Consider the following 25,329-nt stretch of genomic DNA (forward strand, 5'->3'; position numbering starts at 1 on the left):
GCACTCCCCGTTTTACTCCCCATTTATTACTGGTTTTTAATGTACCCAAGTGGTCTTTAATAGACTATCATTTAAATAAAAAAGCCCATTTAACATGGGCTTATGGATGTGAGTAGACTTTGAAAGAATTTACTCGATATTTTGAATTTGCTCGCGCATCTGCTCAATAAGCACTTTCAACTCAATAGCAGAGTTGGTCACTTCCGCATTGATTGATTTAGAGGCCAGCGTGTTCGACTCGCGGTTGAACTCCTGCATCATAAAGTCGAGGCGGCGACCCACCGCTTCCTTCTTCTTCAGGATGTTGTAGGTCTCTTTCACATGCGCTTCGAGCCTGTCCAGCTCTTCGGCAACGTCGATACGCTGCGCCATCATTACCAGCTCTTGCTCGACGCGGTTGTTTTCCAGCTGTACCTGCGCCTCTTCCAGCTTGCTGACCAGGCGCTCACGCTGCCATTGCAGGATTTGCGGCATATGGGCGCGCACGTTGTTGACTTCGGTGCTGACGCCTTGCAGACGCTGCTCGATCAGCGCTTTCAGCGCCTGGCCTTCGGTTTCACGGGCGACGATAAAGTCGTCCAGCGCGCCATCCAGCGCGGCGAGGATTTCAGCGGTAATCGCATCGAGATCCTGCTCCTGAGCCGCCATCACGCCAGGCCAGCGCAGAATATCGACCGGATTAATTTCACCCTCGTCGCTCTGCATTTTTACCCAGTTCGCGGCGGTGACCAGCTGCTTAGCCAGCTTTTCATTCAGAATCAGTTCGCCCTGCGCGCTGGCGTCCGGCTCAAAGCGTAAGGTGCATTCCACTTTACCGCGGGTCAGACGGGTACGCAGACGCTCGCGGACAACCGGTTCAAGGCTGCGGAATTGTTCCGGCAGGCGGAAGTAAGTTTCCAGATAACGCTGGTTAACCGAGCGCAGTTCCCAGGAGGCGGAGCCCCATGCACCCTTGATTTCACGCCGGGCGTAGGCGGTCATACTGCGGATCATAGTCGTTCCCGTTTTGAAGGAGAGATGCGGGGGATTATAGCTTTGGTGGCCTTATCAGGATAGGAATAACCAGGGTTAGCCAGTATAATGCGCAGCCACATTCGTAACAGCCGGAGAAATCATCATGCGTCCAGCAGGCCGAAGCGCCACTCAAGTGCGCCCCGTCACCCTGACCCGTAACTACACAAAACACGCAGAAGGTTCCGTGCTGGTGGAATTTGGCGACACCAAAGTGCTCTGCACCGCCTCCATCGACGAAGGTGTTCCACGCTTCCTTAAAGGCCAGGGCCAGGGGTGGATCACTGCCGAATATGGCATGTTGCCGCGTTCGACCCACACCCGTAACGCCCGTGAAGCGGCGAAGGGCAAGCAGGGCGGACGTACCATGGAGATCCAGCGCCTGATCGCGCGTGCACTGCGCGCGGCGGTCGATCTGAAAGCGCTTGGCGAATTTACTATCACCCTCGATTGCGATGTTCTGCAGGCCGATGGCGGTACCCGTACTGCGTCGATCACCGGTGCGTGCGTGGCGCTGGCCGATGCGCTGAACAAGCTCATTGCCGCAGGCAAGCTGAAGACCAACCCGATGAAAGGTATGGTCGCGGCCGTCTCTGTGGGCATCGTCAATGGCGAAGCGGTGTGCGATCTGGAGTATGTTGAAGACTCAGCGGCTGAGACCGACATGAACGTCGTGATGACCGAAGATGGCCGCATGATCGAAGTGCAGGGCACCGCAGAGGGCGAGCCCTTCACCCACGACGAATTGCTCGCGATGCTGGCGCTAGCCCGAGGGGGCATTGAGTCCATTGTCGCGGCGCAAAAAGCGGCGTTAGAAAATTGATTTTGAGGGCGACGATGAGTCGCCCTTTTTTTTGCGCAACATTCGGGCTTCAACCCTGGTGTCTGCGCAACGCACTTTGCTAAATTTTTAAATCATCAAAACAGGAAGAGGAGCGGATCCATGAAAGCGTACCAGCGTCAGTTTATTGAATTTGCGCTTAACAAACAGGTACTGAAGTTCGGCGAGTTCACGCTGAAATCCGGGCGCAAAAGCCCCTATTTCTTTAATGCCGGGCTCTTTAATACCGGGCGCGATCTGGCGCTGTTGGGCCGTTTTTACGCTGAAGCGTTAATGGATTCCGGGATTGATTTCGATCTGCTGTTTGGCCCGGCTTATAAAGGCATCCCGATTGCGACCACCACCGCGGTAGCGCTGGCAGAGCATCACGAGCGCGATGTGCCTTACTGCTTTAACCGTAAAGAAGCCAAAGATCATGGCGAAGGCGGTAACCTGGTCGGCAGCGCGCTGCAGGGCCGTGTGATGCTGGTGGATGATGTGATCACCGCCGGGACAGCGATCCGCGAGTCGATGGAGATTATTCAGGCTAACGGCGCGACCCTTGCTGGCGTGCTGATCTCGCTCGACCGTCAGGAGCGCGGCCGCGCAGAGATCTCTGCAATTCAGGAAGTTGAGCGTGATTACGGCTGCAAGGTTATTTCCATCATTACGCTGAATGACCTGGTGGATTATCTGGAAGAGAAGCCAGAGTTGGCCGATCTGGTCGCCTCCGTGCGTGCGTATCGCGAAGAGTACGGCGTCTAAGTTGCTACCCGGCAGCAGGCCTGCCGGGTTTCGCCTTACAGAAGCTGTGCGCCCTGCGTGTTGACATACAGGGCGTAAATCGAGGTGCTGGCGGCCATAAAAAGCCGGTTTCGCTGCTCACCGCCGAAGCAGAGATTGGCGCAGCGCTCGGGCAGATGAATCATACCAATCGCTTTGCCCTGCGGGTTAAACACCCGGACACCATCCAGCTCGTCGCTGCCCATCCCCCATCCGCACCATAAATTGCCGTCAACATCGCAGGCGATACCGTCCGCGGTGCCGTTGCCGCAATCAATATGCACCCGCTTATTTTGTAACTGCCCGCCGACAATGTCCCACGCCAGTATTAAACGATTAGGCGTAGCGCGGCTCTCCACCACATAGAGGATTTTCTCGTCCGGCGAGAAGCAGATGCCATTCGGCCCGCGAACATCGCCCAGCACCACTTCCAGCTTGCGGGTTTGCGGATCGAGACGATAAACATTCTGCGGCAGCTGCGGCTCGGCTTTGTGTCCTTCATAAAAACCGGTAATGCCAAATGGCGGGTCGGTAAACCAGATTGAATCATCTGATTTGACCGCGATATCGTTTGGCGAGTTGAGCGGCTTACCGTCGAAGCTATCCGCCAGCACCGTGATGGTGCCGTCGTACTCTGTGCGCGTAATGCGCCGCGTATCGTGCTCACAGCTAATCAATCGCCCCTGGCGATCGCGGGCATGTCCATTGGCGTTATTCGCCGGTTTGCGAAAAACAGCGGTCTCGCCGGTCTGCTCATCCCAGCGCATCACCGCATTGTTGGGGATGTCGCTCCAGAGCAGCATGCGCATATCACCAAACCATACCGGACCTTCCGCCCAGCGACAGCCAGTGGCGATTTGCTCTACTTTTGCACTGGAGACCATGTACCCGCGAAATGCATCATCGAGCGCGACCACGCGCGGATCGGGGTAGCGCGGCGCAGGTGTCCAGGCAGCGAAGCTCTTTTGACTCAGTAACAGGGAAGCGGTAGCGATACCGCTCAGCTTTAACAGTTCCCGACGAGATGTTGCCATCCGGTCTCTCCTTCTTGCTTTTGTAGGGTATCGAAGCGGTGGTTTGTTTCAGGAATAACCAGATGCCTGAAGGAGCGTAGAGAATCGCGAAGGGTGCCACATCTGGCATTGTTACGAATTACGTTGGGCTTTTACACAGAATGGCGGGAAATGCGAATGCAGCCACAGAGGCTGCATAGGGTGATTACTGTAATTGCAGAAGTAACAGCGGCCAGCGCGCGTCAAAATCGTCGGTCGGGCTATATTTGAACTCGCTGCGCACATAGCGTGACAGCATCCCTTCACAGAAGGCCAGCAACTGGCTTGCCAGCAGCGTTTCGTCGGTTGCATACCCTTCGCCTTCACGCATTTTGCGTTCGCGCAGCACCTGGCGCAGCTGCGCTTCGATACGCTCAAACAGCTGGTTAATGCGCCCTTGCAGGCGATCCTGCTCAAACATCAGCGCATGACCGGTCATGATGCGGGTTAAGCCGGGATTGCGTTCGCCGAAGCCCAGAATCAGTAAGACAATCAGACGTAAACGCGCAGTCGTGTCTTTTTCATCTTTTAAAATCAAGTTGATGCGGGTAATCAGGCTATCTTCGATAAACTCGATCAGGCTATCGAACATGCGTGTTTTGCTGGGAAAGTGACGATATAGCGCGGCTTCAGAGACGCCGACCGATGCCGCCAGTTTCGCCGTGGTAATACGTTGGCTTCCATCGCTGGATTCCAGCATTAACGCCAGAGATTGAAGTATTTCCTCACGGCGATTCTTTTTCGCAGTCTGTTTTTCTGCCATGTTCTAAAAAACCCCAGAAAATAATCACTTGTCAGGCGAGCAACCACACAACGGCCGCAAATGCCTGGCATTTGCGGTCATCTTATCGCGTTATAGTGTTGTGTAATGCGTTAAATAGCGCGGATTATTGACGCCCGGAGTGGCCAAAGCCGCCTTCGCCACGCACGGTGGCATCGAACTCTTCCACCAGGTTAAATTCAGCCTGCACCACCGGTACAAAGACCATCTGCGCGATACGCTCGCCAGGCACAATGGTGAAGCTCTCTTTTCCACGGTTCCAGACGGAGACCATCAGCTGCCCCTGGTAATCGGAATCAATCAGCCCAACCAGGTTGCCCAATACCACGCCATGTTTATGACCGAGGCCCGAGCGCGGCAGAATCACGGCGGCAAGCGTTGGGTCGGCAATGTGAATCGCCAGACCAGTCGGCAGCAGCGTGGTGTCGCCTGGCGCCAGCTCTACGGCGTCATCCAGACAGGCGCGCAGGTCAAGACCGGCGGAGCCGGAGGTGGCATAGGTCGGCAGCGGGAACTGCTCACCCACGCGCGGGTCCAGAATCTTAACGTCGATTTTTTTCATCATAACGGGTAACAATCTCGTCCAGTAATAGGTGTCCCAGCAGCGCTTTGCGCTCCAGCGGCAAGCGCTTATCGCCATCTTGCCAGAACAGATGTAATGCGTTGTTGTCGCTATTAAAGCCTTGATTAGATTGCGAAACATCGTTGGCGCAAATCAGGTCGAGGTTTTTGCGGGCGCGTTTCTGCCGGGCGTATTCTTCCACATTATTCGTTTCCGCGGCAAACCCAACAACATAAGGTCGATGGCTGGTGAGCGCCGCAACGCCAGCGACGATATCGGGATTTTTCACCATTTTTATTGTGATTTCATCGCCTTGCTTTTTAATTTTCTCCGGCGCGATCTCGCTGGCGCGATAATCCGCGACCGCCGCGCAGCCGATAAAAATATGCTGCTGCTGGGCGCGCTGCTGAACCGCCGCCTCCATCTCAAGGGCAGTGTTCACATCCACGCGCTGAACAAAGGCGGGCGTAGGCAGCGACACCGGGCCTGAAACCAGCGTCACATTCGCGCCGCGTTTCGCGGCCGCTTCAGCAATGGCGAAGCCCATTTTGCCGGAGCTGAGGTTGGTGATGTAGCGCACCGGATCCAGCGGTTCGCGGGTCGGACCGGCGGTAATCATAATGTTCAGATGTTGCAAATCCTTGACCGGCGAGAAGTGAGCCGCGGCCATATCAACGATGGTCAGCGGATCGAGCATGCGGCCCGGGCCGACATCACCGCACGCCTGGCTGCCGCTGTCTGGCCCCCACAACAGCAGGCCGCGCGAAGCGAGCACCTGTAAATTGTGCTGGGTAGCGGCGTTGCGGTACATCTGCTGATTCATCGCCGGAACAACCGCAACCGGTGACGGCGTGGCCAGGCAGATGGTTGAGACCAGATCGTTTGCCATACCCGCCGCAACACGGGCGATTAAATCAGCGGTGGCGGGTGCCAGAATCACCAGATCGGCCCATTTACCCAACTCGATATGCCCCATTGCCGCTTCCGCAGCGGGGTCAAGCAGGCTGTCGGAGACCGGGTAACCGGAAACGGCCTGCAGACTCAGCGGTGTGATAAAGGCTTTGGCGGCCTCGGTCAGCGCCACGCGGACTTCCGCGCCACGATCGCGCAAGCGACGCACCAGCTCAGGCGCTTTATAGGCCGCGATACCGCCGCTTACGCCGAGGACAATTTTTTTACCCGCCAGAGTTGTCATGATTCTTTCCCGTTGGATTCGCCAGAGGTTGGGGATTTTATCACAATCCTGATGTCGTCGTGCCTATGCCCGTAAACCACTTTGCGAGGCGCTACGCAACGTTGAAAAGTGCCATTCGATGAGCATTCCCGGTTGTGGCAGCATGAGTTTCTGACAGGGAGGTGTGGATATGGCGATTGTGTTAATTCCTCAAAAGCCGCGCGAAAAAATGATGCAGCTGGGCGTTGAGTCCCTTACGGACGTTGAGTTACTGGCGCTATTTTTACGCACCGGCGCGTGCGGGAAAAGCGTACTTACGGTAGCGCGGGAGATGCTAAACCACTTCAGCTCGCTCCACTCTCTGCTCTGTGCCGACTATGATGAGTTCCGGTTTATCTCGGGCATTGGTGTCGCCAAATATGCGCAGCTCAGGGGCATCGGCGAGCTGGCGAGGCGCTCCTACAACGCGCGTATTGCCGAGGAGAGCTCTCTGCTCAGCCCGGAGATGGTGCGGGAGTTTTTGCAGAGCCAGCTGGCGAACGAAGAGCGGGAGGTCTTTATGGTGATCCTGCTTGATAACCGCAACCGCATCATCAAACATGCCCGGCTTTTTTCCGGCACGATTAACCACGTTGAGGTGCATCCGCGAGAAATTTTACGCGAAGCGATAAAATTCAATGCGGTCGGCGTGATCCTCGCGCATAATCACCCCTCGGGTAATGCTGAGCCCAGCAGAGCAGATAAGGCCATCACCGAACGAGTGATAAAATGCTGCCAACTCATGGACATTCGCGTTATTGATCATCTGGTCATTGGTCGCGGCGAGTGCGTTTCTTTTGCGGAACGCGGTTGGATTTAGACCACTTTGCGCGATCCATCGGGATCTTTGTCTGTTCGGGACTTGAGCACACCGCCGAGTCAGCGTATACTACGCCACCTTTGAGAATCTCGGGTTTGGCATTTGGGCCTGGCAATCGAGAGTTCACATAGAACTGCGATGACCGGGCTGTAAAGCCTGACGAGGCGCCAATACCCCATACGAAGCTCGAGCTAATTTGATTTTTGGAGAATAGACATGTCCCGAGTCTGCCAAGTTACTGGCAAGCGTCCGGTGACCGGTAATAACCGTTCCCACGCACTGAACGCGACTAAACGCCGTTTCCTGCCGAACCTGCACTCTCACCGTTTTTGGGTTGAGAGCGAAAAGCGTTTTGTCACCCTGCGTGTATCTGCTAAAGGTATGCGTGTAATTGATAAGAAAGGCATCGATACAGTTCTGTCTGAACTGCGTGCCCGTGGCGAAAAGTACTAAGTACTTAAAGGATATAAATCATGGCTAAAGGTATTCGTGAGAAAATCAAGCTGGTTTCTTCCGCTGGTACTGGTCACTTCTACACCACCACGAAGAACAAACGTACTAAGCCGGAAAAACTGGAACTGAAAAAGTTCGATCCAGTTGTCCGTCAGCACGTGCTGTACAAAGAAGCTAAAATTAAATAATTTTAGTTTTCTTGAACAAAAACCCCGCACTGTCGGGGTTTTTGCATTTCTGATAGCCCGCAAAAAGCCGGAGACGAGATGCCTGAATTACCTGAAGTTGAAACCAGCCGCAGAGGCATTGAACCGCACCTGGTCGGTGAAACCATCCTGCATGCGGTGGTACGTAACGGCCGCTTACGCTGGCCTGTTTCCGAAGAGATCCATAGCCTGAGCGACAAACCGGTGCTCAGCGTGCAGCGACGCGCTAAATACCTGCTGCTCGAGCTGCCGGATGGCTGGATCATCATTCACCTCGGCATGTCCGGCAGTCTGCGTATTCTTCCCCACGAACTCCCCGCCCAAAAACATGACCATGTCGATCTGGTGATGAGCAACGGCAAAGTGCTGCGTTACACCGATCCGCGTCGTTTCGGCGCCTGGCTGTGGACCAAAGAGCTGGAAGGGCATAACGTGCTGGCGCATCTCGGCCCGGAGCCGCTGAGCGATGCGTTTAATGCCGACTATCTGCGGGAGAAGTGCGCGAAGAAGAAAACGGCGATCAAACCCTGGCTGATGGATAACAAGCTGGTGGTGGGCGTCGGGAATATTTATGCCAGCGAATCGCTGTTTGCCGCCGGGATCCATCCCGATCGGCTCGCGTCATCCCTCTCGCAGCAGGATTACGAACTGCTGGTACGCGTGATCAAAGCGGTGCTGTTACGCTCCATTGAGCAGGGCGGGACGACGCTGAAAGACTTCCTGCAAAGCGATGGCAAACCGGGTTACTTCGCGCAGGAGTTGCAGGTTTACGGGCGGGAAGGGCAGCCTTGTCGTATCTGCGGCACGCCAATCGTGGCGGCAAAACATGCGCAGCGCTCGACGTTCTACTGTCGTCAGTGCCAGAAATAGGTGTGGAGTAAAGCCGGATAAGCTATCCGGCATCGAAGCTTACTTCAGCTTATCAAGCAGCGCCTGGTGAACCGGCTGCGGCAGGAAATGCGCGACGTCGCCCTGATGGCGCGCCACCTCTTTGACCAGCGAAGAGGAGATAAACGACCACTCTTTCGACGGCATTAAATAGACGCTTTCCAGATTCGGCATCAGATGCCGGTTCATATGCGCCAGCTGCATCTCATACTCAAAATCCGCTACCGCGCGCAGACCGCGGATCAAAATCGTGGCCTGCTGGTCACGCGCGAAGTTAGCCATCAGATCGCTAAAGCCCACTACCGTGACATTTTGCAGATGCGCCGTTGCCTGCTTCGCCAGCGCAACGCGCTCATCAAGGCTGAACATCGGCTTTTTGCTTGGGCTGGCGGCAATCGCCAGTATCAGTTCATCAAACATCGCGGCGGCACGGGTCACAATATCGATATGCCCGTTAGTGATGGGATCAAACGTACCAGGGTAGATCGCCCGCTTTTGCATAATCAACCTTATTGCGCTTTAGGTGGCAGATAGGGTTCCAGCAGTTGCAACAGAAGCTGCAGAGCGCCCTGGTTCTGGTAGAGCACTTCCACTGCGTGGCGACCGTAAAAATTCCGGTAATCTTCATCGGTCAACAAAGAGGTGATCTCTTTGATGAGCGCATCGACATCGTTTACGGTGATCAACCCATCAGCCTGCGTCAACCGCGCGCAGATATCTTTGAAGTTGAACGTATGCGGCCCCATCAACACCGGGATCGCATGCGCGGCGGCTTCAAGAGGATTATGACCGCCTCGCTCTACCAGCGACCCGCCGACAAAGGCCAAATCGGCAATGCCGTAAAGCAGCATCAGCTCGCCCATCGTATCGCCAACCACCACCTGCGTGCTGGCTGAAGGGATCTCGCCGGAAGAGCGCGTGATGAAACTTAAACCCACTTCCCGCACCATATTCACGGCATCAGGGAAGCGTTCAGGATGACGCGGAACCAGAATCAAGAGTAAATCAGGAAACTGTTTTAGCAAGGCCTGATGCGCGAGCAGCATGATGCTCTCTTCGCCTTCGTGGGTGCTGGTAGCAATCCACACCGGACGATGCGGCGCCCATTGACGACGCAGGGCGACAGCGCGGGAGGCAAGCTGCGGTGTGACAGAGATATCAAACTTCAGGCTACCGGTTACGGTAAGCTGATTGCGTTTGGCGCCAAGTGCGATAAAACGGTCGCCATCTTCGCTGTTTTGCGCGGCAATCAGCGTAATTTTGCGCAGCAGCTTCTGAATAAATTTGCCCAGCTTCGCATAGCCAGCGGCGGAGCGCGCCGAGAGGCGGGCGTTGGCAATCACCAGCGGAATGTTTCGTTTATGCAGCGCGCTAATCAGGTTGGGCCACAGCTCGGTTTCCATAATCAACACCAGCTTGGGGTCGACCTTATCAAGGAAACGGTTTAGCGCGCCGGGCAGATCGTAAGGCAGATAGACATGCTGAACGTCGCCGCCGAATGCTGACATCACGCGCTCGGAGCCAGTTGGCGTCATGGTTGTAACGGTAATAGGTAAATCGGGATAACGGTGACGTAAGGCCCGCACCAGCGGAATCGCCGCCAGTGTTTCGCCGACCGAGACGGAGTGCAGCATGATGCCGCCTGCTTTTAACGGCTTATTGTAGAAGCCATAGCGCTCGCCCCAGCGTTTGCGGTAAGCCGGAGCTTTTGCACCACGCACCCACAACCGCACCCAAATCAGCGGCTGAATGATGTACAGAAGTGTGGTGTAGAGCAATTGGAGCATAGTACGTTGCAGGCTTAGGAATGTGCTGGGGATTTTATGTATTTAGTACCGCCATTGCTATTACTTTTGCTGAAATCGGTCAAATTCACCTCTTATCACGTTATTTGTATCAGTCTTATCAATTTTTTTTCATTTTTATCTAGTTTATTGAATGTTTCAGCGCGAACCCATTATGGCCATGAAGCAATAAATTTTATCTATGGACATGATTTTTATGATCTTTTTAATGGCTTTGTTGAAAAGTGCTTCAGATCGGATTGGTGGTAAAGAAGTGGTACAATAAAAGATCTATAAGTGCGCAATATCAGTGTTCAGGTAGCTGTCGAGCCTGGGGCGGTAGCGTGCCTGTAATTTTTTCACGGATATCACATCAAGAAGAGCCGATTGTGGAAAAGCGATTTCACCGAATTCTGGTTATTAAAATGCGTTTTCATGGAGACATGCTGCTGACCACGCCGGTCGTGAGCACGTTAAAACGCAACTATCCTGATGCGCGCATTGATATGCTGCTCTACAAAGACACAATGCCAATCTTATCCGAAAACCCTGAAATTCATGCTCTTTATGGCATGAGCAATAAAGGGGCGCCTTTAAAGGAGAAGATACAGAACTTCTTCTCTCTGGTGAGTCAATTACGCAAAAATAATTACGATCTCATCGTCAACCTGACGGATCAGCATATCGTGGCGCCGCTGGTACGCTCTCTGCCGGCAAAAGTGAAAATTTCGCAGGATTACGCCCATCGCCAGTCCGCTTTCTGGAAAAAGAGTTTTACCCATCTTGCACCGTTTGCCGGTGAGCACGCGGTAGAACGTAACTTATCGACCCTTGTTCCGCTGGGTATCACCGACTTCTGCCGTGATACCACCATGAGCTACGCGCCCGAACACTGGGAACGTATGCGCAGCGCGCTTAATGAGGCGGGCGTTGGCGAGCACTATGTTGTTGTGCAGCCGACTGCCCGACAGCTGTTTAAATGCTGGGACAATGAAAAATTCTCGCAGGTGATTGATGCCCTGCAAGCCCGGGGCTATGACGTTGTGCTGACCTCCGGCCCTGGCGCGGACGATCTCGCCTGCGTTGAGGAGATTGCCCACGGATGCGCGCGCAGGCCCGTCACTTCGCTGGCGGGTAAAACGCGTTTTCCTGAACTCGGTGCCTTAATTGCGCACGCCGCGCTATTTATTGGCGTGGATTCCGCGCCAGGCCATATCGCCGCCGCGGTGAAGACACCGATTATCTGTCTCTTTGGCGCGACCGACCACGTTTTCTGGCGCCCGTGGAGCGACAACATTATTCAGTTCTGGGCCGGTAATTATCAGCCGATGCCAGCGCGCAGCCAGTTGGACAGAAACAAGAAATATCTCTCCGTCATTCCGGCAGAAGATGTCATCGCGGCAACGGAGAAAATGCTGCCCTCTTTAGAAGGCGCTTCCTGATGATTGTCGCTTTCTGTTTATACAAATACTTTCCGTTCGGCGGCCTGCAGCGCGACTTTATGCGTATTGCGCAAACCGTTGCCGGGCGCGGGCATCATGTCAGGGTTTATGTCCAGTCCTGGGAAGGCGATGTGCCAGCCGGGTTTGAGCTGCTCCGTGTCCCGGTCACCTCGCGCACCAACCACGGTCGCAACGCTGAATATCACGCCTGGGTAGTGGCGCATCTGGCGCAGCATCCCGCCGATCGCGTGGTCGGCTTTAATAAAATGCCGGGTCTTGATGTCTACTATGCGGCCGATGTTTGCTACGCCGAAAAAGTGGCGCAGGAGAAGGGCTTCTTTTACCGCCTGACGTCTCGCTATCGCCATTATGCCGCCTTTGAGAAAGCGACCTTTGAACAAGGGAAAGCGACGCAGCTGCTGATGCTAACGGATAAGCAGATTGGCGATTTTCAACGGCACTACCATACCGAAAGCGACAGGTTTCACATTCTGCCTCCGGGGATCTATCCGGATCGTAAATACAGCCAGCAGATCGCCAATGCCCGCCAGATCTACCGTGAAAAGAGTGGTATCGCGGAGGATCAGTTCTGGCTGTTACAGGTTGGATCCGATTTCAGCAGGAAAGGCGTTGATCGAACGCTTGCCGCTGTTGCCGCCCTGCCAGAAGCATTAAGAAAGAAGACGACACTGTTTGTGGTCGGCCAGGACAAACCCGGGCGATTTGCCGCCCAGGCGGCGAAGGCTGGCATTAAAGAGAATGTGCACTTCTTTTCCGGGCGCAGCGATGTGGCTGAACTGATGGCGGGTGCCGATCTGCTGATGCATCCTGCCTACCAGGAAGCCGCGGGGATTGTGCTGCTCGAAGCGATAACAGCTGGCCTGCCGGTGATTGTCAGTGGCGTTTGTGGATATGCGCACTACATTGTCCGCGCGCAGTGCGGCGTGGTGATTGAAGAACCATGGTCTCAGGCCGCGTTGAACGAGGCGCTACAGCGTGCGCTGCAAGAGCCTGCCTTGCGCGAAGCGTGGGCTGCGCGAGCGCGCCACTTTGCAGACACAGAAGATCTTTATAGCCTGCCGGAGAGAGCGGCGGACATCATTACGGGTGAAGTGAATGGTTGAATTGAAAGAGCCGCTGGCGACACTCTGGCGGGGTAAAGATGCGTTTGCCGAGGTTGAAAAGCTACAGGGAGAGGTGTTTCGCCAGCTCGAAACGCGCCGCACCCTGCGTTTTGAACTTGCCGGTAAAAGCTATTTCCTGAAATGGCATCAGGGCACCGCGTTTAAAGAGGTGGTGAAAAATCTGCTTTCGCTGCGCTTGCCGGTGCTGGGTGCCGATCGCGAGTGGAAAGCCATTCATCGCCTGCATGATGCGGGTGTTGATACCATGCACGGCGTTGGGTTTGGCGAAAAGGGTGCCAACCCTATCAATAAAACGTCCTTTATTATCACTGAAGATCTGACGCCAACCATTAGCCTGGAAGATTATTGCGCCGACTGGCTGACAACGCCGCCGCAACCGCGCGTTAAACGGATGATAATTCATCGTGTTGCGACCATGGTGCGCAAGATGCATCAGGCTGGCGTAAACCATCGCGACTGCTATATCTGCCATTTTCTGCTTCACCTGCCTTTTGACGGCGATGAACAGCGCCTGAAAATCTCGGTGATCGATCTTCATCGTGCACAGATGCGCGCGCATGTGCCAACGCGCTGGCGCGATAAAGATCTGATTGGGCTCTACTTCTCTTCACTCAATATTGGTCTTACCCAGCGGGATATCTGGCGTTTTCTTACCGTCTACTTTGCCGCATCGCCGCGAAAGATTGTTCAGCAAGAAGCGGGCTTATTAGCGAAAGCGCAGGCCCGGGCTGAGAAGATCCGCGAAAGAACAGAACGTAAGTCTCTCTAAAATGAGAAGTGGTCACTCAATGAAAATTGCATTTGTTGGTGAAGCGGTATCGGGTTTTGGTGGTATGGAAACGGTCATCAAAGCCGTCATTCACTCTTTTCAGCAAGATGCCTTTGCGCAGTGCGAAATGTTCTTTTTTTGCCGTAACGACAAAATGGATAAAGGATGGCTGGCGGGGATTAACGCCGCTTACTCCTTCTCGAACATCAAACTCAGCTTTCTCAGGCGCGCGATACATATCCGCAATTTCAAGCGCTGGGTAGATGAGCATAAGCCCGACCTCGTTATCTGCATTGATACGCCCTCCTGCTTTCTGGCAAACAGAGCGCGGCGTAAAAGCAAACATCGTTTTACCGTTTTGTCCTGGCCGCATTTCTCGCTGGATCACAAAAAGCACGGCGACGCTGTAGCCTGGGCTGATTATCACCTCGCGATAAGCAGCGGCATCAAAACGCAGATGGAGGCGCGGCACATTGCGCCAGAGATGATTCACGTCATCTATAACCCGGTTGAACCGCAGACTGAAACGATTCCCGCCCCGAAGGCGGACGAGACAACAACGTTCTTATACGTTGGCCGGATGAAGTTTGAGGGGCAGAAGCGGGTTAAAGATCTGCTTGATGGCCTCGCGCAGGTCAAAGGCGACTGGCATCTGCATGCGATTGGCGATGGCTCCGATTTTGATAAGTGCAAAGCCTACGCGCGCAAACTCAATATCGACAGCAACATCACCTGGCATGGCTGGCAGGCCCAGCCCTGGGTGGTGGTCCGGGACAAGATCAAAAAAGTATCTGCATTGCTGCTGACCTCATCCTTTGAAGGCTTCGGCATGGTGTTGCTGGAAGCAATGTCATGGGGCATTCCCTGTATCAGCGCAAACTGTATGGCCGGTCCGGAGGATATTATTCGCCAGGGCGTGAATGGTTACCTCTATCCGCCGGGCGATATGGCTGAATTTGTGACATTGCTACAGCAGGTCGTTGATCGTCGTACGGCGTTCGAGCCGGATACGATTAAGCAGTCAATCAACGCGTTTTACACTGAAACATATAATCGAAATATGCGAGAGGCGATTCGCTCTGTCCTCGCTGCACTGACAACGAGCATTAAATGAGCCAAACTTATTTTGATGAGAAAGAAGTGATTCTTTCGATAAAGGATTACAACTATCTGTCTGATGCTGACATCAGTACGTTCAATATCGCCTACGGCATTGATAAAAACTTTCTCTATGGATGTGGGATTTCGATAGCATCAATTCTTTTAAATAACAAAGATAAGCGTTTATCCTTCCATGTCTTTACCGATTATATAACCGAAGAAGATAACAAAAAGTTCTCTTCACTCGCTGAGCAGTACCAGTCACGAATTACGGTTTATCTGGTCAACTGCGATAAATTAAAATCGCTTCCCAGCACCAAAAACTGGACCTATGCGACTTATTTCCGCTTCATTATTGCCGATTACTTTACGGAAAAAGCCGACCGCGTCCTCTATCTCGATGCGGATATCGCCTGCCAGGGTAGCGTTCAGGAGCTGATTGATCTTGAGTTTAGCGAGGATGAGATCGCCGCAGTGGTCGCGGAAGGTGATATCACCTGGTGGCAAAAGCGAGCGATAAGCCTGGACTCGCCTGGGTTAGTTAACGGTTATTTTAATGCCGGCTTTTTGCTGATTAATATTCCGTGCTGGACGGCGAATGATATCTCGCGCAATGCGATTGAAATGTTACGCGATCCGGTTGTGGCTGGCAAAATTACGCATCTCGATCAAGATGTATTAAATATGCTGCTGGTGGATAAAGCGAAGTTTATTGATAAAAAGTTCAATACACAGTACAGCATTAATTATGAATTAAAGACGGGTGTAGTAAATCCGGTAAATGAAAGTACGGTATTTATCCATTATATTGGGCCAACAAAACCATGGCATGATTGGTCAGATTATCCTGTTTCACAAGGTTTTCTGCGGGCTAAAAGAGAGTCGCCGTGGAAAAACGATCGCTTACTGAAACCAACTAATGCAAATCAGTATCGATATTGTGCCAAACACATGCTGCATCAGAAGAAGTTCGTTAAAGGGTTGATTAGTTATTTGTTCTATTTTCAAAAGAAAATCGCAAACTAAAAAATACATAGGTGATGCAGTGGACTCATTTCCAGGTATTAAAATTTCTGAATTCGAAGTTTTTGATCATAGCAAAGAGAAAACAACCAACGCTCTAAACATCGCCTATGGAATTGATCGCAACTATCTTGATTGGGTTGGCGTATCAATAACGTCGATTGTAATTAATAACAGCATCAACATTAGTTATCACATCATTTCCGATGAGTATGATGACTGTTTCCTGAAGAGAATTGCCCTTCTGGCTGAGAAGTATGCAATCAAGATCAGCTTATACTTGATTAATGCTGAATGCCTGAGCGATCTTCCGAGCACTAAAATATGGTCGCGTGCTATGTATTTCAGGTTATTTGCCTTCGAGTACTTTAGCGATAGCTTCGATAAATTGCTCTATCTCGACGCCGACGTCTTTTGTAAAGGTAAGCTTGATGAACTGGCTGCGTGTAATCTTGAAAACGTTGCTGCCGCAGTGGTCAGGGATGTTGATTCGATGCAAAGTAAAGCTATCGAAAGATTAAAAGATCCCGAAATCCGCAACAATTATTTTAACTCTGGCGTGGTGTTTGCCAATCTTAAAGAGTGGGTGAAAAACGATCTCACTAATCAGGCATTCTCGATCCTGCTTGATAAAAATAACCGCGGCATACAATTTAAGTACCCGGATCAGGATGTGCTTAATGTATTATTAAAAGATAAAGTCCATTTTCTGCCCGGGAAATTTAATACAATCTATACCATTAAAAGTGAGTTAAAAGATCGTACTCACCAAAACTTCAAGAATATTATTTCAGATGAAACCGTATTAATACATTATACCGGTGCCACAAAACCCTGGCATAAATGGGCGACGTATCCATCTACTATTTATTACCAAACTGCGTTAGCTGCTTCACCCTGGAATGATCAACCGCCGCGTGACGCAAGGACATTTATTGAGTTTAAGAAGCGATACAAGCATCTTTTGGTGCAGCATAAATATATGGCAGGTATCAAAGCAGGTTTTTTATATCTTCTGAGAAAATATTCTTTACATTCAAAATAAAATAATAGCTGGTCTAATTTATGAGTGACAAATATCAAGTTGGGGATTATGTTGTTTTCACCAAAAGTGGTGGTGAAAAATACCTGAAAATTTTTAAATATTTCATGGATTATAATCTCGATGTGATAAAAGTTTTTCGCAGTATTGATGATACAAAAGTCGTACTAATCAATACGGAATATGGAAAGTATATTTTAAAAGTCTTCGCACCTAAGCAGAAAAAAGCTGAGCGTTTTCTGAAGTCTATTTTCAAGGGCGATTACTATGAAGCCTTGTTTCATCAGACAGAACGCATCAGGAAAAATGGCGCTGGTGCAATAAATGATTTTTATCTGCTGGCGGCTAAGAAGACTTTTCGCTTTGCCCACTCCTATATCATGTTGATTGAATATATTGATGGCATTGAGTTAGCAGACTTTACTTCTATTGATGATGAGCTAAAACAAAAAATAAAACTATCGATAGATGAGCTGCATCAAAATGGTATGGTTTCAGGCGATCCGCATAAAGGCAATTTTATTATTCAAAACGGTGAGGTCAGGATTATCGATTTGTCAGGTAAATCACCCTCCCGCATACGAAAAGCCAAAGATCGCATCGACCTGGAGCGACATTACGGTATTGTTAATAACGTGAAAGATCTTGGCTACTACCAGTTTATTTATAAGAAAAAGATACGTAATTTTATTCGTCGGATAAAAGGTAAGCCAGTTCGCTGAAAATTATATGGTTAGCCTGCATTACTAAAGATAAGCATATTGTTAGTCTGAAACGGTAATATGTATTAATCCCAACAGGTTTATTATGAAAAATATTAAATATATTACACATGCATGTGTTGAACGATTGAAAAGACACAAGTCTTCAGATGACATTGTTATCTTTCTCTCTGGGCCTACGTCAAAGAAGACGCCTCTGTCGATTCTTCGCAATCGGGATATTATTGCGGTCAACGGATCTGCCGCCTATTTAATCGAGAATGATATTACACCGTTAATTTATGTTTTAACGGACGCCCGCTTTTTGCTGCAGCGTCGTGATGATTTTTATCAGTTTAGCCGCAGCAGCCGTTTTACCATTGTTAATGCGGATGTGTACGAGGCGGCAGCAGAAGAGGATAAGCGTTATCTGCGCGAAAATTGCCTGATACTGCGCGCCTTCTACAAACGAGAAAAAGGTGGTGCGGTTAAAAAGGTAAAATTCCTGATGAAAAGCCGCCTGCATAAAAATTTGCTCATTAATATCCCATGGTCGAAGAAAGGGCGCCTCGTTGGCTTCAGTAAAGATATCGCTTTGGGATATTGTTCATGCCATACGGTGGCTTACACTGCGATTCAAATTGCCTATTCGTTGCAATACAGCGCAATTATTTGCTCAGGCCTTGATCTGACGAACACCTGCCGCCGATTTTATGACGAAAGCAGTAACCCAATGCCATCTGAATTAAGTAAAGATTTACCCAAGATTTTACCTTTCTTTATTTTTATGCGGGCTAATATTCCTGATATTAATATCTATAATCTTTCAGATGATACCGCAATTAGTTACGACATCATTCCTTTCATTCAACCCGATGAACTTGAAACAAATCATTATAAAAACAGTCAAGAGTTGCATGAAAAAATTGATTTCGAACGCAAAGCAAACACCTTTGCTAACTAATGACTGACATCTTTTGGTAAGAAAAATGCGCCTTGGAACTTTCCACAAGAAGAAAAAGCATTTAATCAATAAAGTAAAAATCAATTTTCTCTCCTTGTTCCTTAAAAACAGAAGAGGAGCTGATATTGATGGCAATAGCATCAAGAGCTGCCTGTTAATTCATGACAACAGTAAGATTGGCGACCTGATTGTTCTCAGCGCGCTTTACAGAATACTGGCCAAAAAAGGTATCACGTTATCGATACTCTCCTGTGGCACAGGGCACGCTTTTCTTAAAGCGCACCCGCATATCGAGCAGCTGTTCATAAAAAAATCAAACAGCCTGACGGAAACACTTAAACTACGCCGCCAGTTACGAGAGCGGCAGTTCGATGTTGTTCTCGATCCCTTTGAAACGTTTCCCTGCTTTGGTCACGCGCTGCTGCTCTCGGGCTTGCGGGATTCGTTCGTGCTGGGATTTGATAAATGGTACAAGCGCTACTATTCGCGTTATAACCCCCATGATGAGCAGTTACACGAGCATATGTCTTCGCGCACGAACGTCATTGTGCGACAGCTTTTCGGCTGCGATGCCGACGATGATTATCGTTACGATATCGCTATTCCGGCCGATGTCGAAGAGGCGGTAAGCGCGTTCGTAGGATCGTCTGACGTTGTGGTTATCAATCCACTGGGTGCCAAGAAGATTTGCCGTCTTTCATCTGAACAGATGATGCTTATCCACAGTTGGTTTGCACAGCACCATCCTGGTCTGAGAATTATCTATACTGGACATCCGGATGACTTATCGTCCATCCCTGTAAACAATATCGAAACGCTGCCTTACCCTGATTTTATCTACACCGTAGCCTTAACGAAGCTCAGCAAATACGTTGTCTCCGTCGATACCGCGCTGGTGCATATCGCTTCAGCCTTTAACCGACCGATGCTGGCGCTCTACCCTCAGGCCCGTACCGTTGAGTATCCCTCGCCGCTGATTTGGGCGCCAAATAATGAGTATGCGCAGCAAATTATCTCGCCCACGCATTTCGTCTCTGATATCGATGCGCGCACGTTAGTTAACGGGCTGGAAAGCCTGATGGCGGGCAGGATGAACGCAACGCAGTAAAATGGCCACACGTAGTGGCCATTAATTCATCATGCTATTGCGAGTTGCGGATCTTATTGAAAAGTAGAAGCAGCGTCAGGCCGCAGATAATGATAATCGGCACGCTTCTCGCCCAGATAAGCACATCGCTTAACCCAGTCCCAATTATTGCAAGGCTGAAAGCAAATAGCCCCAGCGCACGATAGTAGTAGGCAGAAAACATCAGCGCGGCATAAAAACAGAGAACAGATATTACGCCGACAATACCTTTGAGCGAGGCATTTTCTATAATTTCGTTATGCAGGTGGACGTTGATATATATCATCGCAGAACTTAATGTTTTATTTTTTGCGATTAAACTTTCAACCTCCTGTGAACGCTCTTCTGCTGAGCGCCATTTTAACGGAGCTTCTTTAAAGAGCGTCATGCCGGATTCGTACATCGCAAACCGCGCACCGAGAGAGGTGTCACCGTTACCCTGCTGATATAAGTTTATGTCATTAACGGCTGCATCGTATCGTGTGGCAATTGACTGGCTGAAAACAAGGCCAAGAACAATCATAAATGTTAAGAAACCACAAATTCCCAGAAAGAGTTTTTTCGGATTCTTAAGGTAATAAGTGACGATCGTTATGCAGCAGATGACCGGAAAAATCAAAATGGATGAGCGGGTCTGCGTCATCACCAGAGCAGCAAAAACCATTACTGTATTCAGCACAAATAAAAGCGGATGGCTTTTAGGTGTATACAGAATAGATACCGCGCTGATCAAACCAACTAGCATAATGGAGTAAGCGGCGCCCGTTGATGAACCAATGCCAAAATCGATTCTATCCATGCCAAGAGAATGTTTCTGGAAAAGAGCGTAGCCCAGAATAATAAACGAAACGGAATAGAGAAGATAAAGCAGCGCGCTGCTTTTGTACTTAATTTTTGTCGTTGCGGCCAGCAATACCATGAAGAAGCCGAAAATAAAAACCCGCACGGTATTGATGTAGTTATGATACGTCGCCTGGAAGGGCGAGTTATTAACTTTGAAAAGCTTGTACCAGATAAGATCGATAATACCAATAAACAGAATAGACGCTGGCAACGCGAAACCTTTCCAGCTTATATTTGACGATCTTCCTTTGAGAATAAGAGTTAATATCGCGAGAATGCCGCAAATATTTAGTAACTTCATACTCAAATTATTATTTACCATCGCTACCAGAAGCGTAACGGCGCTAAAAATAAACGTACCATATTCCATAATAAAGGCGGCTTTTTCACTTCGCCCCTTCCAGGTTTGCGCATTCATAGAGACTGGCATTCACTTTCCTTTATGCTAAACAGGCTATCTCATTAAAAACGGTATCTGCGCTGAGATGGGCTAAGTCGCCATCACTCGCGCGGCATATATGCTGGTTTTTTCCATACCCGCCAATAAGCCCAGGATCGGTTGGGCCATATAACGTGACATTTGGTCGATCCAGCGCCGCCGTCAAATGACTGAGGCCCGTATCCACCGACACCACGAACTTTGCGCCAGCCAGTGTCTGTGCGACCTTCTCAAGACTCATCTTCGGCAGCACATCAACGTAATCAAACCCTTCCGCTAACCGCTTCGCACGCGCCTCTTCATGAGCGGCTCCCCAGGGGAGCTTTATCTGCAAACCGCTGCCGTTAAGCAGGCCAATCAATGTGCGCCAGTGACTCTCCGGCCAGTGTTTATCATCTCGCGTGGTGGCATGTAAAAAGACGGCGTAGGAGGAAGCTGGCGCAGCGCTGGAGGTGAAATGCTGCGCAATGGCGTAGTCACCCTGCGCCTGCGGTTTGGCATAGCCCAGACTCTTCGCAAAGAGTTCGCGCGTCCGCTCAACGGCATGTTGCTGTTTCGCAATGGCGTGACGGCGTCTATAGAACAGGCTCGCCAGCGGTTCGCGTGCGGAGTGCCAGTCCATCCCATGTTTCACACCATGCGCCAGCCGGGTGACCAGCGCGGCGCTCTTTACCAGACCTTGCGCGTCGATTATGGCGTCGTACTGCCTCTCCTTCACCGCGTTGCGAAAAGCCTGGCGCTCTGCCGTAACAGGCGCGGAAAACCACGCTTTGCGCCAGCGGCGGATCGCCACCGGGATAACCCGGTCGACCGCTGGGTGCCATGAAGGAATCTGGGCAAATCCCTCTTCCACTACCCAATCAAAACGGATGCCCGGAATGGCCTGCGCGGCATCGGTCAGCGCAGGCAGCGTGTGCAGCACATCGCCCATTGACGAGGTTTTCACAATCAAGACCCGCATCGCTTATCCTTCTGCTGCCAGCAACAAACCATTCAACTCATCCAGCACGCGCTGCGGCGTAATATCGATCAGGCTCTGGTGATACCCCTCTGCGGCATCGCCTTTGCGTACCTTGTGGTAGCCGGTGATTAAGCGGATCACACGCGCTTTGTGGGAGAGCGGCGGCGTGAAATCGGGGCTGCTGGGGCCATAAAGCGCCACCAGCGGGCGATCGAGCGCGGCGGCAACGTGCATCAAACCTGAATCATTGCTCACCACCGCTTTACAGGTGGCAATCAGCACCACGGCTTGCTCCAGCTGCGTCTCTCCCGCCAGATTGCGGCACCACGCCTGTTGCTCAATGCTCAGCGCGGTCAGAATCTGATTACCCGCGTCGTGATCTTTTGCCGAACCGAACAGCAGCACCTGATAACCTTCATCAATAAGCTGCTTCGCCAGCTCAGCGTAGTGATAGTGCGGCCAGCGTTTTGCCGGGCCAAACTCGGCGCCGGGGCAAAAACCGATCATCGGGCGTTCAGCCGCGAGGTCGAAGGTGGCACAAACCTGCAGCTTCTCACTCTCATTGACCTGCAACTGCGGCCATAACAGCGGCTGCGGCAGATCTTTCGCCGAGTGCATTACGCCTTTGTCATAGGCCAGCGCAACATAGCGCTCGACCATCAGCGGCCAGGCTTGCTTATCCAGCACTCGTGCATCGTTAAGCACGCCATAGCGCATTTCGCCGCGCCAGCCGGTACGGTGTGGAATGCCGGCAAAGAAGGGTACCAGCGCAGATTTAAAGGAGTTCGGCAGCACGTAGGCGCGATCGTAACGCCGTTCACGCAGGCTGTGCCCCAGCTTACGGCGCGCGCCAATCTCCAGCGCGCCGTGGCCGAGCGGCATCGGGATCGCCTCGTTAACTTCCGGCATGCGCGATAAAAGCGGACGGCACCACGCGGGTGCCATCACATCGATTATCGCCTGGGGAAAGCGCGCCTTCAGCGTGCGGTAGAGACTCTGCGACATCATCATGTCGCCTACCCAGGAGGGTCCAATGACCAGAATTTTCATACTTACGCGTCGCGGTTCAGCCAGGCCATATATTCGCTCACGCCTTCAGCCACGGTTTTAAACGGCTTGTCGTAGCCCGCCGCGCGCAGGTTGGTGAGATCGGCCTGCGTAAACGCCTGATAGCGGCCTTTCAGCTTGTCCGGGAACGGGATGTACTCAATGCTGCCTTTTTGATGGAAGGCAAGCGTGGCATCCGCCACGGCCTGGAAGGACTCCGCGCGTCCGGTGCCGAGGTTAAAGATGCCGGAGACACCGTTTTCCCAGAACCACAGATTGACCGCCGCCACATCGCCAACGTAGACGAAATCGCGCTTGAAGTTGTCGCTGCCTTCAAACAGTTTCGGGCTCTCGCCATTGTTCAGCTGGGTATTGAGATGGAAAGCAACGCTCGCCATGCTGCCTTTGTGCCCTTCGCGCGGGCCATAGACGTTGAAATAGCGGAAGCCGACAATCGGCGAGTTCGCTTCCGGCAGAATGCTGCGCACATACTCGTCGAACAACATTTTTGAGTAGCCGTAAACGTTAAGCGGCTTTTCATATTCGCGCGATTCAATAAAGTCCGAGGTGCGGCCACCGTAAGTGGCTGCTGATGAGGCGTACAGGAAGGGGATTTCGCGCTCCAGGCAGTAGTGCAGCAGCTCTTTGGAGTACTGATAGTTGTTCTCCATCATGTACTTGCCATCCCACTCGGTGGTAGAGGAGCACGCACCTTCATGGAACACCGCTTCAATCTCGCCGAACTCTTCGCCAGACATAATCTGGATCAGAAAATCCTCTTTATCCATATAGTCGGCGATATGCAAGTCGACCAGATTGACAAACTTAGTGCCGTCTTTCAGGTTGTCCACCACCAGGATATCGGTGATGCCTTTGTCATTCAGGGCTTTAACGATATTGCTGCCGATAAAACCCGCGCCGCCAGTGACGATGATCATAACTGTACCTTTGCAAAATGAAGCGTTGAGACAATCTCAGACACGAATAACTTTATCATACCATCACATTGCTGCCCCTTCAGCCATTCCCCGGGAAAGGGGAGGGCTATGCGTGATTTATGCTGCAAAACGGATAAGCAGTGAAGCGTCATCTCGTATCAACGTATAGCTTTGGGTAATATGTGCCGAAATTTGCCCAGTCTGGAGAATTGCGATGCGTGGGGATTTTTATCAACAGTTAACGAACGATCTGCAAACCGCACGTGCGGAAGGGTTGTTCAAAGAGGAACGCATTATCACGTCAGCGCAGCAGGCTGATATCACCGTGGCGAATGGTAGCCACGTCATCAACTTCTGCGCCAACAACTACCTTGGCCTTGCCAACCACCCGGAGCTGATCGCCGCTGCGAAAGCCGGTATGGATAGCCATGGTTTCGGCATGGCCTCGGTGCGCTTTATCTGCGGTACGCAGGATAGCCACAAAGCGCTGGAGAAGAAGCTGGCCGATTTCCTCGGCATGGAAGACTCCATCCTTTACTCCTCCTGCTTCGATGCAAACGGCGGGCTGTTTGAGACGCTGCTCGGCGCGGAAGATGCCATTATTTCTGATGCCCTCAATCACGCGTCGATCATTGACGGCGTGCGTCTGTGTAAAGCGAAGCGTTACCGCTACGCGAACAACGACATGCAGGAACTGGAAGTGCGTCTGCAAGAAGCGCGCGAAGCGGGTGCCCGCCACGTGCTGATCGCCACCGACGGCGTCTTCTCAATGGATGGCGTGATCGCCAACCTGCAGGGCGTCTGCGACCTGGCAGATAAATATGATGCGCTGGTGATGGTTGATGACTCCCACGCCGTCGGTTTTGTCGGTGCCAACGGCCGCGGAACGCACGAATATTGCGAGGTGATGGGCCGGGTCGACATCATTACCGGGACGCTTGGTAAAGCGCTCGGCGGCGCATCGGGCGGTTATACCGCTGCGCGTAAAGAGGTGGTGGAGTGGCTGCGTCAGCGTTCGCGCCCTTATCTCTTCTCCAACTCGCTGGCGCCAGCGATTGTCAGCGCCTCGATCAAAGTGCTGGAGATGCTGGAGTCCGGCGGCGAGTTGCGCGACCGTCTGTGGGCCAACGCCCGACTGTTCCGCGAACAGATGAGCGCTGCGGGCTTTACCCTGGCGGGTGCCGATCACGCCATTATTCCGGTGATGCTGGGCGATGCCGTGGTGGCGCAAAACTTTGCCCGCGAGCTGCAAAAAGAGGGCATTTACGTCACGGGCTTCTTCTTCCCGGTGGTGCCGAAAGGCCAGGCGCGTATTCGTACACAGATGTCGGCGGCCCATACGCCAGAACAAATTGAACGCGCGGTAGCAGCCTTTACCCGCATTGGTAAACAACTGGGTGTGATCTGAGGACGTG

General features: G+C 51.7%; 27 protein-coding genes. 16 read left to right on the forward strand and 11 right to left on the reverse strand.

Annotated elements, in window-relative coordinates; translation table 11 throughout:
• Positions 1–129: 129 nt before the first annotated feature.
• Positions 130–993 carry a YicC/YloC family endoribonuclease gene (locus tag IAE48_RS15270; RefSeq protein WP_042715002.1) on the reverse strand — a complete coding sequence of 288 codons (864 nt, stop codon included), beginning with the start codon at positions 991–993 and terminating at the stop codon, positions 130–132.
• 124 nt (positions 994–1,117) lie between these two features.
• Here IAE48_RS15270 and rph point away from each other — a divergent pair, with 124 nt between their 5' ends.
• On the forward strand, positions 1,118–1,834 hold the full coding sequence (rph, locus tag IAE48_RS15275; RefSeq protein WP_128481882.1) for a ribonuclease PH: 717 nt from the start codon (positions 1,118–1,120) through the stop codon (positions 1,832–1,834).
• A 120-nt stretch (positions 1,835–1,954) separates the two neighbouring features.
• A complete protein-coding gene (pyrE, locus tag IAE48_RS15280; RefSeq protein ID WP_094418916.1) occupies positions 1,955–2,596 on the forward strand; it encodes an orotate phosphoribosyltransferase in 642 nt (213 codons plus the stop codon).
• A gap of 35 nt (positions 2,597–2,631) precedes the next feature.
• Here the strand turns inward: pyrE and IAE48_RS15285 are convergent, their stop codons facing one another.
• The 4 genes from IAE48_RS15285 to coaBC form a co-directional block, all read right to left on the reverse strand.
• Complete coding sequence (locus tag IAE48_RS15285; RefSeq protein ID WP_200134875.1) at positions 2,632–3,648, reverse strand: SMP-30/gluconolactonase/LRE family protein; 1,017 nt, start codon at positions 3,646–3,648, stop codon at positions 2,632–2,634.
• Positions 3,649–3,832: 184 nt separating this feature from the next.
• Complete coding sequence (slmA, locus tag IAE48_RS15290) at positions 3,833–4,429, reverse strand: nucleoid occlusion factor SlmA (protein ID WP_042714996.1); 597 nt, start codon at positions 4,427–4,429, stop codon at positions 3,833–3,835.
• 124 nt (positions 4,430–4,553) lie between these two features.
• Positions 4,554–5,012, reverse strand: coding sequence for a dUTP diphosphatase (gene dut / locus IAE48_RS15295; protein WP_042714993.1), 459 nt, complete (start codon positions 5,010–5,012; stop codon positions 4,554–4,556).
• The gene (gene coaBC / locus IAE48_RS15300) at positions 4,990–6,204 is read right to left on the reverse strand and encodes a bifunctional phosphopantothenoylcysteine decarboxylase/phosphopantothenate--cysteine ligase CoaBC (RefSeq protein ID WP_200134876.1); all 1,215 of its coding nucleotides are present in this window, start codon (positions 6,202–6,204) and stop codon (positions 4,990–4,992) included. The genes dut and coaBC overlap by 23 nt, the downstream gene beginning before the upstream one ends.
• A gap of 169 nt (positions 6,205–6,373) precedes the next feature.
• On the opposite strand from coaBC, the gene radC reads away from it, so the two are divergent.
• The 4 genes from radC to mutM all read left to right on the forward strand — a co-directional run bounded on the left by radC (position 6,374) and on the right by mutM (position 8,571).
• Positions 6,374–7,042 carry a DNA repair protein RadC gene (gene radC / locus IAE48_RS15305; RefSeq protein ID WP_042714990.1) on the forward strand — a complete coding sequence of 223 codons (669 nt, stop codon included), beginning with the start codon at positions 6,374–6,376 and terminating at the stop codon, positions 7,040–7,042.
• Between the two features lie 216 nt (positions 7,043–7,258).
• The gene (rpmB, locus tag IAE48_RS15310; RefSeq protein ID WP_002436699.1) at positions 7,259–7,495 is read left to right on the forward strand and encodes a 50S ribosomal protein L28; all 237 of its coding nucleotides are present in this window, start codon (positions 7,259–7,261) and stop codon (positions 7,493–7,495) included.
• Between the two features lie 20 nt (positions 7,496–7,515).
• Positions 7,516–7,683, forward strand: coding sequence for a 50S ribosomal protein L33 (gene rpmG / locus IAE48_RS15315; RefSeq protein WP_003024094.1), 168 nt, complete (start codon positions 7,516–7,518; stop codon positions 7,681–7,683).
• Between the two features lie 78 nt (positions 7,684–7,761).
• Entirely contained in the window at positions 7,762–8,571 is an 810-nt protein-coding gene (gene mutM / locus IAE48_RS15320) for a bifunctional DNA-formamidopyrimidine glycosylase/DNA-(apurinic or apyrimidinic site) lyase (RefSeq protein ID WP_094418920.1), read from the forward strand.
• 39 nt (positions 8,572–8,610) lie between these two features.
• On the opposite strand, the gene coaD is transcribed toward mutM, so the two are convergent.
• The gene (gene coaD / locus IAE48_RS15325; RefSeq protein WP_042714983.1) at positions 8,611–9,090 is read right to left on the reverse strand and encodes a pantetheine-phosphate adenylyltransferase; all 480 of its coding nucleotides are present in this window, start codon (positions 9,088–9,090) and stop codon (positions 8,611–8,613) included.
• A gap of 8 nt (positions 9,091–9,098) precedes the next feature.
• The gene (gene waaA, locus IAE48_RS15330; protein WP_200134877.1) at positions 9,099–10,376 is read right to left on the reverse strand and encodes a lipid IV(A) 3-deoxy-D-manno-octulosonic acid transferase; all 1,278 of its coding nucleotides are present in this window, start codon (positions 10,374–10,376) and stop codon (positions 9,099–9,101) included.
• Between the two features lie 386 nt (positions 10,377–10,762).
• Between waaA and rfaQ the strand changes: the two genes are divergently transcribed.
• From rfaQ to IAE48_RS15375, 9 genes are all read left to right on the forward strand, one after another.
• Positions 10,763–11,815, forward strand: coding sequence for a lipopolysaccharide core heptosyltransferase RfaQ (rfaQ, locus tag IAE48_RS15335; protein ID WP_094418921.1), 1,053 nt, complete (start codon positions 10,763–10,765; stop codon positions 11,813–11,815).
• The gene (locus IAE48_RS15340; RefSeq protein WP_200134878.1) at positions 11,815–12,939 is read left to right on the forward strand and encodes a glycosyltransferase family 4 protein; all 1,125 of its coding nucleotides are present in this window, start codon (positions 11,815–11,817) and stop codon (positions 12,937–12,939) included. The genes rfaQ and IAE48_RS15340 overlap by 1 nt, the downstream gene beginning before the upstream one ends.
• Positions 12,932–13,729: a lipopolysaccharide core heptose(I) kinase RfaP gene (rfaP, locus tag IAE48_RS15345; RefSeq protein ID WP_200134879.1), complete on the forward strand. Its 798-nt coding sequence runs from the start codon at positions 12,932–12,934 to the stop codon at positions 13,727–13,729. The genes IAE48_RS15340 and rfaP overlap by 8 nt, the downstream gene beginning before the upstream one ends.
• 19 nt (positions 13,730–13,748) lie before the next feature.
• Positions 13,749–14,843: a lipopolysaccharide 1,6-galactosyltransferase gene (waaB, locus tag IAE48_RS15350; protein WP_200134880.1), complete on the forward strand. Its 1,095-nt coding sequence runs from the start codon at positions 13,749–13,751 to the stop codon at positions 14,841–14,843.
• Positions 14,840–15,856, forward strand: coding sequence for a lipopolysaccharide 3-alpha-galactosyltransferase (waaO, locus tag IAE48_RS15355; protein WP_200134881.1), 1,017 nt, complete (start codon positions 14,840–14,842; stop codon positions 15,854–15,856). The genes waaB and waaO overlap by 4 nt, the downstream gene beginning before the upstream one ends.
• Before the next feature lie 19 nt (positions 15,857–15,875).
• A complete protein-coding gene (locus tag IAE48_RS15360; RefSeq protein WP_200134882.1) occupies positions 15,876–16,898 on the forward strand; it encodes a glycosyltransferase in 1,023 nt (340 codons plus the stop codon).
• Positions 16,899–16,918: 20 nt separating this feature from the next.
• Positions 16,919–17,617, forward strand: a complete 699-nt coding sequence (gene rfaY / locus IAE48_RS15365; protein ID WP_200134883.1) for a lipopolysaccharide core heptose(II) kinase RfaY — start codon at positions 16,919–16,921, stop codon at positions 17,615–17,617.
• An 85-nt stretch (positions 17,618–17,702) separates the two neighbouring features.
• Entirely contained in the window at positions 17,703–18,560 is an 858-nt protein-coding gene (gene waaZ, locus IAE48_RS15370; protein WP_200134884.1) for a 3-deoxy-D-manno-oct-2-ulosonate III transferase WaaZ, read from the forward strand.
• A gap of 25 nt (positions 18,561–18,585) precedes the next feature.
• Entirely contained in the window at positions 18,586–19,668 is a 1,083-nt protein-coding gene (locus IAE48_RS15375) for a glycosyltransferase family 9 protein (RefSeq protein ID WP_200134885.1), read from the forward strand.
• Between the two features lie 34 nt (positions 19,669–19,702).
• On the opposite strand, the gene IAE48_RS15380 is transcribed toward IAE48_RS15375, so the two are convergent.
• From IAE48_RS15380 to rfaD, 4 genes are read right to left on the reverse strand one after another with little or no spacing between them, the layout of a single operon-like run.
• Entirely contained in the window at positions 19,703–20,959 is a 1,257-nt protein-coding gene (locus IAE48_RS15380) for an O-antigen ligase (RefSeq protein ID WP_200134886.1), read from the reverse strand.
• 10 nt (positions 20,960–20,969) lie between these two features.
• Positions 20,970–21,929 (reverse strand): lipopolysaccharide heptosyltransferase RfaC, encoded by a 960-nt coding sequence (gene rfaC / locus IAE48_RS15385; RefSeq protein ID WP_200134887.1) that lies wholly within the window; start codon positions 21,927–21,929, stop codon positions 20,970–20,972.
• A 3-nt stretch (positions 21,930–21,932) separates the two neighbouring features.
• Entirely contained in the window at positions 21,933–22,979 is a 1,047-nt protein-coding gene (gene rfaF, locus IAE48_RS15390; RefSeq protein ID WP_200134888.1) for an ADP-heptose--LPS heptosyltransferase RfaF, read from the reverse strand.
• A gap of 2 nt (positions 22,980–22,981) precedes the next feature.
• Positions 22,982–23,914 (reverse strand): ADP-glyceromanno-heptose 6-epimerase, encoded by a 933-nt coding sequence (rfaD, locus tag IAE48_RS15395; protein ID WP_200134889.1) that lies wholly within the window; start codon positions 23,912–23,914, stop codon positions 22,982–22,984.
• Positions 23,915–24,128: 214 nt separating this feature from the next.
• Between rfaD and kbl the strand changes: the two genes are divergently transcribed.
• Complete coding sequence (gene kbl, locus IAE48_RS15400) at positions 24,129–25,322, forward strand: glycine C-acetyltransferase (protein ID WP_200134890.1); 1,194 nt, start codon at positions 24,129–24,131, stop codon at positions 25,320–25,322.
• The last annotated feature ends 7 nt before the right edge of the window (positions 25,323–25,329 follow it).

Source organism: Kosakonia sp. S57 (assembly GCF_016516575.1).
GTDB classification, from domain to species: domain Bacteria; phylum Pseudomonadota; class Gammaproteobacteria; order Enterobacterales; family Enterobacteriaceae; genus Kosakonia; species Kosakonia cowanii.